This is a genomic window from Actinomycetota bacterium (assembly GCA_018334075.1).
In the GTDB taxonomy this organism is placed as follows: domain Bacteria; phylum Actinomycetota; class Coriobacteriia; order Anaerosomatales; family UBA912; genus JAGXSC01.
Genome location: JAGXSC010000007.1, coordinates 60,190 through 72,989 on the forward strand (window position 1 = coordinate 60,190; position 12,800 = coordinate 72,989).

Annotated in this window: 12 protein-coding genes; 9 read left to right on the plus strand and 3 right to left on the minus strand. The window is 49.8% G+C overall.

Annotated features, from left to right (window positions below):
* Positions 1-7 precede the first annotated feature (7 nt).
* From yidD to rpmH, 3 genes are read right to left on the minus strand one after another with little or no spacing between them, the layout of a single operon-like run.
* Positions 8-217 (minus strand): membrane protein insertion efficiency factor YidD, encoded by a 210-nt coding sequence (gene yidD / locus KGZ89_00860; GenBank protein MBS3973410.1) that lies wholly within the window; start codon positions 215-217, stop codon positions 8-10.
* Between the two features lie 5 nt (positions 218-222).
* On the minus strand, positions 223-549 hold the full coding sequence (gene rnpA / locus KGZ89_00865) for a ribonuclease P protein component (protein MBS3973411.1): 327 nt from the start codon (positions 547-549) through the stop codon (positions 223-225).
* Between the two features lie 30 nt (positions 550-579).
* Positions 580-714 carry a 50S ribosomal protein L34 gene (gene rpmH, locus KGZ89_00870; GenBank protein MBS3973412.1) on the minus strand — a complete coding sequence of 45 codons (135 nt, stop codon included), beginning with the start codon at positions 712-714 and terminating at the stop codon, positions 580-582.
* A 738-nt stretch (positions 715-1,452) separates the two neighbouring features.
* On the opposite strand from rpmH, the gene KGZ89_00875 reads away from it, so the two are divergent.
* The 9 genes from KGZ89_00875 to KGZ89_00915 all read left to right on the plus strand — a co-directional run bounded on the left by KGZ89_00875 (position 1,453) and on the right by KGZ89_00915 (position 12,736).
* Positions 1,453-2,262 (plus strand): histidine kinase, encoded by an 810-nt coding sequence (locus KGZ89_00875; protein ID MBS3973413.1) that lies wholly within the window; start codon positions 1,453-1,455, stop codon positions 2,260-2,262.
* 19 nt (positions 2,263-2,281) lie between these two features.
* Positions 2,282-3,682 carry a chromosomal replication initiator protein DnaA gene (dnaA, locus tag KGZ89_00880; GenBank protein ID MBS3973414.1) on the plus strand — a complete coding sequence of 467 codons (1,401 nt, stop codon included), beginning with the start codon at positions 2,282-2,284 and terminating at the stop codon, positions 3,680-3,682.
* A gap of 242 nt (positions 3,683-3,924) precedes the next feature.
* Positions 3,925-5,025: a DNA polymerase III subunit beta gene (dnaN, locus tag KGZ89_00885; protein MBS3973415.1), complete on the plus strand. Its 1,101-nt coding sequence runs from the start codon at positions 3,925-3,927 to the stop codon at positions 5,023-5,025.
* 18 nt (positions 5,026-5,043) lie between these two features.
* Positions 5,044-5,385 carry a DUF721 domain-containing protein gene (locus KGZ89_00890; GenBank protein ID MBS3973416.1) on the plus strand — a complete coding sequence of 114 codons (342 nt, stop codon included), beginning with the start codon at positions 5,044-5,046 and terminating at the stop codon, positions 5,383-5,385.
* 86 nt (positions 5,386-5,471) lie between these two features.
* Positions 5,472-7,379: a DNA topoisomerase (ATP-hydrolyzing) subunit B gene (gene gyrB / locus KGZ89_00895; protein MBS3973417.1), complete on the plus strand. Its 1,908-nt coding sequence runs from the start codon at positions 5,472-5,474 to the stop codon at positions 7,377-7,379.
* A gap of 18 nt (positions 7,380-7,397) precedes the next feature.
* Positions 7,398-7,862, plus strand: coding sequence for a hypothetical protein (locus tag KGZ89_00900; GenBank protein ID MBS3973418.1), 465 nt, complete (start codon positions 7,398-7,400; stop codon positions 7,860-7,862).
* Positions 7,855-10,473, plus strand: a complete 2,619-nt coding sequence (gyrA, locus tag KGZ89_00905) for a DNA gyrase subunit A (GenBank protein ID MBS3973419.1) — start codon at positions 7,855-7,857, stop codon at positions 10,471-10,473. Before KGZ89_00900 ends, gyrA begins: the two co-directional genes overlap by 8 nt.
* Positions 10,448-11,170: an HAD-IA family hydrolase gene (locus tag KGZ89_00910; protein ID MBS3973420.1), complete on the plus strand. Its 723-nt coding sequence runs from the start codon at positions 10,448-10,450 to the stop codon at positions 11,168-11,170. The genes gyrA and KGZ89_00910 overlap by 26 nt, the downstream gene beginning before the upstream one ends.
* Positions 11,171-11,245: 75 nt before the next feature.
* A complete protein-coding gene (locus KGZ89_00915) occupies positions 11,246-12,736 on the plus strand; it encodes an efflux RND transporter periplasmic adaptor subunit (GenBank protein MBS3973421.1) in 1,491 nt (496 codons plus the stop codon).
* Positions 12,737-12,800: the final 64 nt, after the last annotated feature.

The following is a 12,800-nucleotide window of genomic DNA, read 5'->3' on the forward strand; positions in this document are numbered from 1 at the left end:
TTCTATGTCATGGTACAGGATCATGTCCGCCTGGATTCCAAGGATGGCACCTACTGATCCTCTTAATAGCCATCCACAAGCCCGATAAAGCTCCATACCGCTCGATTGCCGTCATCGCATATGAGGAACAGGTGGGATAAAAGCGGCAGGTTGGCGGAAGCAGGGGGGATATGAGTCTTTGATAAACAATTATGACCACGATAAAAAGTGTTCGCAAGGCTATCACCGTATCAGTCGCGCATTACGCAATAAGCCGGAAAGTTCAGCCGTCGCCCTATGGGCACCAATTTTTTTAAGCGGTTGCCTGGCAATTACGGCAACCTGGCACCCTTCCCATGGCCCCCCAGCCATACGCACGCTCTCGCGGAGCACGCGCTTCAATCGGTTCCGGGTCACAGCTCCACCTAACTTCTTGCCAGCAACTATCAGCACTCGCGATCCGTTTGTTTTGCTTGGAGCAACCAAAAGGACAAGGTACGGATTGGCGTAGCGCCTCCCGTTTCTGAATAACTCATCAATCTGGTTCGACGAGATAATAGACCTCAGCACCATGCCTCCAAGGTGCTGTTATAAGACAAGTTATGCGCTAAGGACCTTCCGCCCTTTGCGCCGACGAGCCGCAAGAATGGCTCTGCCAGCCCTTGTGGACATCCTTGCCCTAAAACCATGCGTCTTGCTTCGCTTACGCTGGTTTGGTTGATATGTGCGTTTCAACTGCGGTTTCCTCCATTCAGTGCCCAATCAAAGGGCAACAAGCCGTGACATTCTATATTTGCTTAGGCTCCGCTGTCAATCCACAAAGGCTCGGAGCTGAGCTTGCGAGCTTATTTCATTTCCTTCCGAAAAGAGGGAATGGCCCGTAGCGTATTTTTTTCATTTTCTGTGGATACTGTGGAAAACGCAGGATTTATGCTCATCGACATTGTGGATAACGATTCTCGACACCTTTTTGCCCTGTGCCCGTTTGCTAGAATCCGCTCAGCACAGATTTACCGGTTAAACGTTTGGTTGCGCCTTGAAACCGCCCGATATGCGCGTTAGAAAATGATGACAGTTGCCCAAAACATTGCTTTCCGCAACTTTTCCACAGGCATTCTTTTTTTGCCTCTCTGAAAACCATTCTATCCACAGCCTTTTCGGCTACCTCGACGGGTTTTCCATTCTTTGACGGAAGCCCTATTTCTTTCGGCGACCGATTCCCGTAGGTTGGAGGTCATCTTTTCCCTCTCCTTCAACATGCCGCCACCGATTTTCCACAGATGTGGAAGGGTTGTTGAAAACTACGGAAAATTAGGCGCACTGTGGCGACCTGAAGGGCTTCCATTCTAGTGCCGTTTTTAGTTTGGGCGCGGTTTTATTCATTATTGATGTCAGAACTACTGGAGGAGACGGGTCTTGCGTACGTTTTTCCCTAGCGGCTCGGAGGGCTTGAAACACCTGGAAACGCCGGCCTTGATCGACTACCCACACAAGCACTTGTCCGATGACTCAGTAGCTTTGCAGGGTTTAGTGGCCGTTTACGGCTCTGTCGGCTCTGGCCCAACCATAGAAAAAATCGGGGGCCGCAACCCCTCATCTTTTATTGAAACCCTCAGCTCGGCAGTATATTCAACTGCGAGGAACCTGGGAGGCCCGATTCCATATATCGCTATTCGTGAGGTTGTGGAAAACCTGATACATGCTAACTTCGCGGAAGTAGTAGTATCAATACTCGATGCGGGCTGCACCCTGCGCATCGCCGATCAGGGACCGGGCATCGATAACAAGGAGAAGGCCGTGGCTCCCGGATATACCACTGCTACCAAAACAATGAAGCAGTATATTCGTGGTGTCGGGTGCGGGCTCTCTCTTGCTGTTGACCTTCTGGCTCAAAAGCAGTGCCGCTTGCAAATCGATGACAATCTTACTGGAGGCACTGTTGTCACAATATATAGCTCACAACCAACAGCTGAGGTGCCATTGATTAAAGCTGATAGTGAGCCGGTTTTACTGAGCACGCCAATGGATCTCGGGTCGAAGCTCTCATACGATCAAAAAACTGTCCCTAAACTTTCGACTCGTTATAAGAGGGTTCTTTCCCTTGTTTTTGAGTTTGGAGAAGTTGGACCCACTTTGATCTCACGGGAGCTGTCGATTGGCCTTTCAACGGCCTATAGAGACCTGTCCTCTCTGGAACAGGCGGGCCTACTAACCACAAAAGAAAATGGAAAGAGGGCTCTTACCGATCTAGGCCTAAATTATATCAATCATCTTTTTACATGAGATAAAGGATCCAACAGATATGCCGCCTGAAGCAACAAATGAACAGCTCTTGGAGGTTTGGTCTTCGGTTCTCGAAGTAATCCGAGCCGAACTAAATAAACCAACTATTAAAACCTGGTTTGAGCACACCGTTCCTCTAACCATGATTGATGGAGAGCTTGTCGTTGGAGTTCAAAACGAATTTGCTAAGGACTGGCTTGAATCCCGATACTCCGGCCTTCTGAGCGCTGCTCTTTTGAAGGTGATGGGCGCTCCCGCCTCTATAAGTTTTGTTGTCTCTGCAAGTAATAAGACCACTGTCCTTCCTTTTTTGGAGGAAGCAACCACCGAAATTACTACTGAAATTCCTAAACTAGAACGGCGCGTTCTTGAGCGCGAAAAGGTCGATTCATTTAATCCAAAATATTCATTCGACTCTTTTGTAATTGGAGCCTCTAATCGTTTTGCGCATGCAGCAGCCCTGGCTGTCGGGGAGGCTCCTGGGCGAGCATATAACCCTTTATTTATATACGGCGGTGTTGGTTTAGGGAAAACTCACCTGTTGCACGCTATTGCTCAGTATGTAAAACAAAGCTTTCCTCATATGAAAGTAAAATATGTCACTTCAGAACAGTTTACTAATGACTTTATCAATTCAATTGCAAACAGAGATAAAAAACGTATAGAAGGATTTAGGCGGCAATATCGAACTAATGATGTTTTATTAATTGATGATATACAGTTTTTAAAAGGCAAGGAGGGAACACAGGAAGAGTTCTTTCATACCTTTAATGCTCTTCAGCAATCAGGAAAACAGGTTGTTTTATCCTCAGATCGCCCTCCGCGAGAAATTGCAATGCTTGAAGAGCGCCTCAGAAGTCGCTTTGAAATGGGCTTAATTACTGATATTCAGCCACCTGATTTAGAAACAAGAATTGCAATATTAAAAAGGAAAATCGAAACCGAGAGACTCGATATTCCATATGAGGTTCTTTTATTTATAGCCGACAGAGTATCCTCAAATATCAGAGAGCTCGAGGGGGCTTTAATCAGGGTTATCGCTTACGGATCCCTAACAAGACAACCTGTCACTATTGAGATATCCAATAAAGTTCTAAAAGATATATTCCCTGAAAAAAAGATTAAACCTATCCCTATATCCTCCATACAAAAAGAAGTGTGTAAGTATTTCTCCGTAAGCCGTTCTGAATTAATTAGTAGTAAAAGATCTCAAAACATTGTCTACCCACGCCAAATAGCAATGTATCTGGCCCGTGAACTAACAGATATCTCGCTACCAAGGATTGGAAATGAATTTGGTGGCAGAGATCACACCACCGTAATGCACGCAACAGCAAAAATTCAAAAAATGATCACTGCAGAGAGAGAGGTATACAACCAAATACAAGAATTGACTAATATTATAAGACAAAATAATTAAAAACGAATACTTATTCATAAATTATTCAAGAGTTGAATAACCTGTTCTTTTTCTGTGGATATAATCTAATTACTGTTGATAGATTACTGTGAGGAATTTACTTTTCAACACCCATTCACAGTCTTTTAGTTGCCCTACCCACAGGCGAAACACAGTAGATAACCTTTTGTAATAAGGGGTTTTCAACAGAAGAGAAGGTCACTATTACTACTGAACTTAAAAATTTAAGAAAGGATCAGTAAATGAAGGTAACGGTTTCTCGTGAGGAATTAGTCTCTTCTTTGGACTACGTAGCTAAGGGTCTGTCTTCAAGGTCGACCCTTCCGATCTTAGCCGGCCTTTGTATACATGCTGAAAAAAATGGCGAGATTTTTATTTCGTCAACAGACTTAGAGTTATCGGTAAAGTGTTCTTTTGCCGGGTTGGTAGAAGAGGGGGGGACTATAGTTGTCCCCGGTAGATTATTTATCAACATCATTAAAAACTTACCAAACTCTGCAATTTCCCTTTCTTTAGAGGGAGAAGGCATATCTATATCCTGCGGGCATGCTCTTTATTCGCTAAAAACTATGAACGCCGATGATTTTCCAAGTCTTCCTGAGTTGAAAGAGGGAACCTTAATATCTCTACCAGCTAAAACTTTATCCTACGCTGTATCGAGAGTGGCTAAAGCTATTAGTAGAGATGAAACAAGGCCTGTTTTAACGGGAATTCTTCTATCAATATCAGGAACACAACTTACTGCGGTTGCAACAGATTCATATAGGTTGGCAATTGTGGAAACAACAATTGAAGATGCAGGGGTTACATGCGACTTAATTGTTCCCGGAAAAATAATAGAAGAAGTAATAAGGCTTGTGGGTGAAGAGCAGGTAGTTAATCTCACGTTTACAGATAGCCAAATATTAGTTGAGATAGAAAACGTTATATTTTTAACTAGGAGAATCGAAGGAACTTTTCCTAACTACAAGCAGCTCATCCCGTCTTCCTTTCAGACAAAAGCAACCCTTTCTAAAGATGAATTTATTGGCGCTGCAAAAAGAGTTTCTTTACTTGCTCAACACAACACATCCCTTCGTTTATCAGTTGATGAAAAAAGCAAACAGGTATCACTTACGGCGACAACACAAGATATTGGTACAGCAAACGAAAATATCTCAGCTGATGTAGATGGGCTTACAGTAGAGATCGCCTTTAACCACACATATTTACTTGACGGAGCCATAACCGCACCAGGCGATACTATTTCAATAGAGATAGTTAGTCCCCTCAAGCCCGGAGTTATAAAGTCGGTAGAGGACAGAGGTTTTACCTATCTGATCATGCCGGTTCGCCTAGTTTAGGAAGAATTGTTTATTTTTATGCAAGAGAGAGATCCAGTAAGAATCGGAAGTATTTTAAGCGGAGTTGTTTCTGATTTAACTGGAGGAAAACCAGCGTTTAATGAATTAAGGCAAATAATAGACAACTGGGAACACCTCACTGAACGAAAAATAGCTCAACAAACAAAAGTAAAGGGACTAAGAAACCATGAGCTATTGATTGATGTTGCCTCTTCCTCTTGGGCTACAGAATTATCGACCATGAGTATAGTTTTGATTGAAAGAATCAACGATATGTTTGGTAAGAGAGTTGTAAGAAATATTCGTTTTACTGTGAATCCAGAGAGCATTGCAGAGGAAGATAGTAGAAAAGCGCGATAATTTTATAACCAGTCATGGTAGGGTTAATATTAATAAGCAATCACAAAGTTATTGATAGTAAGTATCCATTCCACAAGGAGTGATAGGTGCCCACAAACTCATATTCCGGGAAAGACATTCAGGTATTGGAGGGCCTAGAGGCCGTCAGAAAACGGCCGGGGATGTACATTGGTTCGACTGGCGCGAAAGGGTTACACCACCTTGTTTATGAGGTCGTAGATAACTCAGTCGACGAAGCCCTTGCAGGGTTTTGCACAAATATCGATGTCACCATTCATGCTGATAATTCAGTTACGGTTATTGATAACGGCCGAGGTATTCCTGTTGATAAGCACCCAAAGTTAAAAAAACCCACGCTTGAAGTTGTTTTGACGGTATTGCACGCAGGAGGCAAATTCGGCGGGGATGGATATAAAGTTTCCGGAGGACTTCACGGTGTTGGAGTTTCGGTTGTTAACGCTCTTTCGGAAAAAATTCATGTTGAAGTTCGCCGCGAAGGGAAAGTTTTTTTCCAAGAGTACAGATATGGAAAGCCGCAAGGAGATATTTCGGTTATTGGCAAAACGAAAGCCTCAGGAACAACCATAACCTTTTGGCCTGACGCAGATATTTTTGAATCGATTAATTTTGACTACGACACACTGGTAACTAGATTCAGGGAAACAGCGTTCCTGAACAAGAACCTGAAGATTACGATGACCGATGAGCGTGAGCTTGAACCTAGGAAAGAGGAGTTCAAGTACGCCGGAGGAATTGTTGATTTCGTCAAATACCTGAACGAAGCGAAAGATACGCTGCATAGCAAGGTTATCTATTTCGATGCCGACAGCCCGGAGGGGTATGTCGAGGTCGCAATGCAGTGGAATACGGGCTACTCGGACTCAGTTCTCGCTTTTGCGAACAATATCAACACCCATGAGGGCGGAACGCATTTGGATGGCTTTAAAAATGCGCTGACTCGAACGGTAAACGAATATGCACGGCGGCAAAATATTCTGAAAGAGAAAGAGGACAATCTTTCAGGAGAGGACATCAGGGAGGGCCTGGCCACTATCATATCGGTAAAGCTTCGAGATCCTCAGTTTGAGGGACAAACCAAAACAAAGCTGGGAAATCCGGAGATACGAGCCTTTGTGCAGTCGGCAGTTACAAAGGCTCTTTCAGATTACTTGGAAGAGAACCCACGTCCCGCAAGAATAGTTGTTACAAAAGCCGCCCAAGCTGCAAAGGCGAGAGCGGCCGCCCGAAAGGCGCGTGAGCTGACCAGAAGGAAGGGGCTGCTGGAGTCATCGACTCTTCCTGGAAAACTTGCGGACTGCTCAATTCGAGAGGCAGAGCTCACAGAGATATTCTTTGTCGAGGGCGACTCCGCGGGGGGATCGGCGAAACAGGCGCGCGACAGGTCGTTTCAGGCGATTTTGCCGCTAAAGGGCAAGATCCTCAACGTAGAGAAGGCCGGGATTAACCGAGCGCTGGGATCAGAGGAGATACAGGCGATGATTACGGCGCTTGGAACCAGCATAGCCGAGGAGTTCGACATTACCCAGGCCAGGTACCACAAGGCAATAATCATGACCGACGCGGATGTCGACGGAGCTCACATCAGGTGCTTGATCCTGACGTTTTTCTATCGATATATGCGAGAGATGATCGAGCATGGCTATATCTACATAGCGCAACCGCCGCTGTTTAAGATCAGCTACGGGCGTAAGCAAGAATATGCATATACCGAGAGGCAGCTACAGCAGGCTTTAGCTAAAGTTCCAGAATCCACAAAAGTAAATATTCAGCGATACAAGGGTCTCGGAGAGATGAACCCCGAACAGCTATGGGAAACAACCATGAATCCAACAAACCGCACCTTGTTGCGCGTAACTCTGGATGATGCGCTTGCTGCAGAAAAAGCATTTGTAGACTTAATGGGAGATAATGTAGAGCCGCGTAAGGATTTTATCCAGCGACACGCAAAAGATGTGCGCTTCCTGGATATCTAAGAATAAATGGGAATCGCGATGAGCGAAGCACCACAACGCAGACAGCCGAAGCAATTTCAGCCCCCACCCTGGGAGATTGCGAGCGAGGCGGGTGAAGGGCCCTTAGCGGCAGGGCGGGAAGCGGAAGGCCGCGGTGAGGCCAAAGAGGTCGTTGCAGTAGTGGAAAGCTCTTCTGCGGACGCGCCTGTAAAGAAGGAGAAGGTCTCAGTAGATGATCCGCGCTTTGTTGAACTGATGGCACAGCTTTCCGTAGCAGAAGCCTCGCCCAATCGCCATCTATGGAAGGCGGGAGTACTGAGCGGCCTGGTGCTTGGCTCCATTGGCACAATGATGCTTGTTTGGGGCGTTGTAGCAACTGCTCGGACAGCACAAGCAGGGGTAGCAGGGATGACCGGCGGCGCCATCCTGATGGGCTTTGGAATGAGCTTCATTGGTTTTTCAGTGTGGGTGATAATTAGAAGTCTGAAACAACGAGGTGAATAATAGAGTGACGGAAGACCTGATCGAATCAACCATTCTCCCAATAGAAATTCAGCAAGAGCTCAAGGAGTCCTTTCTTGAGTACGCGATGAGCGTTATTGTTTCGCGAGCCTTGCCCGATGTTAGAGATGGCCTAAAGCCTGTGCATCGAAGAATTCTGTATGCGATGAACGAGTCGGGGCTCACTCCCGGCAGGCCGTACAAGAAGTCAGCATGGACGGTCGGAGAGGTGATAGGTAAGTATCATCCGCACGGAGATTCAGCTGTTTACGACACCATGGTGAGGCTGGCCCAGAATTTTTCGATGAGGGAACCCCTGATCGACGGCCATGGAAACTTTGGGTCTGTCGATGGCGACCGGGCAGCGGCGATGAGGTATACCGAGTCTCGCTTGCACAAGATTGCGGGCGAACTGCTGCGCGATCTGGACAAAGAGACCGTGGATTTCGGCCCCAACTACGATGAGTCCCTTCTGGAGCCGAGGGTCTTACCGGCTAGATTCCCAAACCTTCTCGTCAATGGCAGCGCGGGCATCGCGGTAGGAATGGCAACGAATATTCCGCCTCACAATCTTGGCGAAGTTATAGATGCTGTGATGCTTCTCATAGATAAACCAGATGCAGGGGCAGATGAGATATTAGCGGTGATGCCCGGGCCGGATTTTCCGACAGGAGGATCCATAATGGGGCGGGATGGCATCTCTGAGTACTACGCCACGGGGCGGGGATCGGTAAAGGTTCGCGGGAAAGCCCATATCGAACAGACCTCGACCGGCCGCACGAGAATCATAATCAACGAAATACCCTATACGGTAAACAAGGCGAAGCTGATATCGAAAATAGCCGAGCTGACCAGAGAAAAGAAGTTGACGGAGATATCCGATCTTCGGGATGAGTCGGATCGCAAGGGTATGCGTGTGGTCATTGAGCTGAAAACCAACTGCATCCCACAGGTGGTTCTAAACAAACTGTTCAAACATACGCAGCTGCAGACCGGGTTTGGCGTTATCATGCTGGCCCTTGTCGATGGTGTGCCTCGCACCCTTACGATAACCGAGGTCCTGAAGCACTACATCGAGCACCAGAAGAGCGTTGTCACGAGAAGAACCACCTATGAGCTGCGCAAAGCCGAGGAGCGGGCGCATCTTTTGGATGGATATGTCATTGCCCTGGATAACATCGACGAAGTTATAAGTATCATTCGCGGAAGCTCTGATGACCAGGAAGCCAAAAGTAGGCTAACGGAGAGGTTCGGCTTTTCTGAGGCTCAAGTAGATGCAATTCTCGAAATGCGGCTACGCAGGCTTACGGGGCTGGAGCGCCACAAGATAGACGAAGAGCTTTCCGCCTTGCGGGAGAAGATCGCCTGGCACAAGAAGGTCCTTGGAGACATGACTCTTCTCCTTGGGATCATCAAAGAAGAGCTGACAGAGGTCCGGGCAAAGTATTCGAATCCTCGGCGAACTGAAATTACAACAGCCGCGGTCGCTTTCGATGTCGAGGATCTAATCGCCGAAGAAGACATGGTTGTGACGATCACCAGAGCCGGTTACGTGAAGCGCTTGCCGGTCGCGACGTACAGGCAGCAAAAGCGCGGCGGAAAAGGCGTAAGCGGGGTAAACCTGAAGGAAAGCGACTTTGTCGAGCATCTCTTCATAAGCTCAACCCATGACTATGTGCTGTTTTTCTCCACGAAGGGCAAGGTCTATCGCCTGAAGGTGCACGAGCTGCCTGTGGGCTCAAGGCATGCTCGGGGTACAGCCGCAGTCAACCTGCTCCCATTCGAGCAGGGCGAGAAGATCGCTGCAGTAATCACGACAAGGGAATTCGGGGCGGAAGATTATCTGCTATTTGCCACTCGAACCGGAATGGTCAAGAAAACTGCGATGCAAGCTTACGATCGCAGCAGACGCGACGGCATCATTGCGATCAATCTGAGAAGCGATGATGAGTTGATCTCCGTCAGGCGGGTCAAGCAAAACGAGAAGGTCGTCATGGTTTCCTCGGCGGGTAAAGCTATCGTGTGGAGCGAGACAGACGCTCGGCCGATGGGTCGGGACACGATGGGCGTCAAGGGCATGAACATCAAGACTGGGGATGCCGTTTTGGGCATGGAGATCGCCGGCGAGGACGCTGAGCTGTTTGTGGTCACGGAGCGCGGGTATGGCAAGCGCACGCCGGTGCTCGACTACCCGCTGCAAAGGCGCGGGGGTATGGGTGTGCGGACCATTCAGATCACCGAGAAAAAAGGCATACTTGCGGGGATGAAAATCGTGCAAGCCCACCACGAGCTAATGCTGATCAGCGTTGAGGGTGTAGTGATCAGGGTAAAGGCCGACGACATATCGAGGCTGGGCCGTTCGACACAAGGAGTTCGCGTGATGAACGTGGGAGCAACCGATAGCGTGGTTGCAATCGCAAGAGTCAGTGCGAGCAAGAGGAGAAACAAAGGAGCGGCGGTCCTCGAAGGACAGACATCGCTGCTAGACGGGGATGGATCAGTGGCCGAGGAGGGCGCCGGACAGATCGCTGATATCGAAGAGCGAATCGCCGCCGAAGAAGAGCTCGCAAGCGAGGAATTTGAGAGCGATGGTGAGGACAGCGGAGAACAGTGAGACCCCACTAGCCCCAAGTGCGGGGAGTCGCGGGAGTGGCGATCCGGAAATAAAGGGCCTGTTGTTTGATCTCGATGGGACGCTTATCGACTCGATTCCGCTCATTGTCTCCTCTTTGCGCCACGCGGTTAAAAGCGTACTTGGTATCGCGCTCTCTGATGAGGTGCTGATGCACAATATCGGCAAGCCTTTGATCTATCAGCTCAGGGACTTTTCTGTAGAGCATGCCGATGAGCTGCTGCTGGTATATCGGAAGCACAACGCCGAACATCACGACGGACAAGTTAAGGCTTATCCCGGGACAGCCAAAACCCTAGAGACGCTTTCAGATATGGGTTACCCGCTGGGAGTTGTGACTTCGAAGGCCAGAGAAGGAGCCATCCGAGGCCTTGAGGTTTGCGGGCTTGCGTCCTACTTTGACGTGCTTGTTGCGTACGAGGACACCACAAAGCACAAACCGGAGCCGGAGCCGCTGCTTTATGCAGCGGAGCTTCTCGGCGTACCGATAGAGCAGTGCGTATACGTGGGGGACAGCGAGTTCGACATGATGGCCGCCGGCGCATGCAATGCTATCGGCGTGGCGGCTCTTTGGGGGCCGTTTCCGGCAGAGAGGATCCTGGGGCCCGGGCCGCGATATGCGCTGCGCTCACTCGCCGAACTGCCCGGAGTGTTAGGTGAAGAAGCAGTGGCGGAATAGGACAGTCATGTATAACTGGCATCAGCCGTGCTATCTAGGCACTTGTGAGCTGGGTCTTACAGTGAGGAGGACCGCGTGACGGTCAAGGCTAAAGTTATCATAGGCGTTGTGTCGTTGTTGGCCATAGGCGCCATCGCCGGCTTTATTTTCCTTAGGCAATATGCGCCGGCGGAAGAGGTCACGGTTACCGAGGTACTGCAAGAAGACCTGAGAGTCACGATCTCGGCGACGGGCGAAATTCAGCTCGCCGAGAGGAGAGACGTCTTCCCGGGAAGTGCCGGAATTATCGATGAGGTGCTCGTAACCGATGGACAGCAGGTTGCAGCTGGCGCGGTTCTGGCCACCCTGGAAAGAGAGCCCTTGGAGCTGCAACTAGCGCAGGCAGAAGCTGGCCTGGCCGCAGCAAGGTCGCAACTTGCCGCCGTTGAGCGCCAGGAGCCCACGTCAGCAGAGCTGGCCTCGGCAAGGAGGGCCACGGAAGCGGCCTGGAGCCAGCATCTTGCTGCCCTCGCTGGAGTCGATGCGGTCGGGCGCCAGGCTCCCACCCAAAGTGACTTGCAAGCCGCAAGGGCCGCCGCCGCAGCCGCCAAGCGCGTTTACGATTCGGCCAAACAGGCTCACGATGCAGCCAAAGCGGCTTATCTGTTGTCACCATCGCCCTCCTTGGAAGCCTCACTGGCGCAAGCGGAGATAGCGATGCTTCAGGCTCGCGCAGGGTACTCCCAGGCCGAGGCAGCCAAAGAGAAGGCGGAGTCATTCGACGCAACACAGCTGCGCAGGCAGGCTGCAGCAGCCAGAGACCAGACGCACGCTGCCTTCCTGGCCGCGAGGGCCCAGCAGCAGAGGCTGGAAAGAACTGAGCTGTCCGCAGAGAGGGCCGCAGCGAGCGCTGCTGTGGATCAGGCTAGAGAGGCCGTAGCGCTTGCTCACGAGAATCTCGAGAAGGCCTCGCTGACCGCACCAATCGACGGGGTGGTTCTTTTCAATCCCGTCGGGACGCCCGCTGCAGACGGAGAGATTCCCAAGGTATCCGCCGCATCGCCGGTAGGTCCCCAGGCGGCGCCGTTTACCATCTTGAACCTGGAGTCAGCGTACTTCCTTGCCGAGGTGGACGAGGCTGATATCGCAAAAGTTGAGCCTGGAATAAGAGCCGCCGTCAATCTCGATGCTTTTCCCGCAGAGGGAATCGAGGGCTCAGTGACCCGGATCTCTCCAATGCCGGTGATGACGGCAACAGGAGGCACCACATATTCGGTATACATTGATTTTGGCGATACTCCACCGCCGATCGATCTTCTCGTTGGAATGAGAGGCGATGTGGAAATCGAGATAGACGCTGTTGAAGACGTACTGACAGTTCCGGTCGAAGCGCTTTTCGATGAGGATGGCGCCTTCTTCGTTTATCTCGTTGACCCAGACATGATGCTCGCACGGACGCCTGTCGAGGTAGGAACGCTTACCGAGGTCAAGGCAGAGATAGTCTCTGGAATCTCAGAGGGCGATGAGGTCGCCCTGTCGGGTCCCGCGGAGCTTACGGACGGCCTTCGTGTCCGGGTAGAAAGGTAAGCCGGGAAGTGCCGATGCAGACCCTGTCGCCAGAAGCCGACCTCACGGATCGGAAGGATGCGCG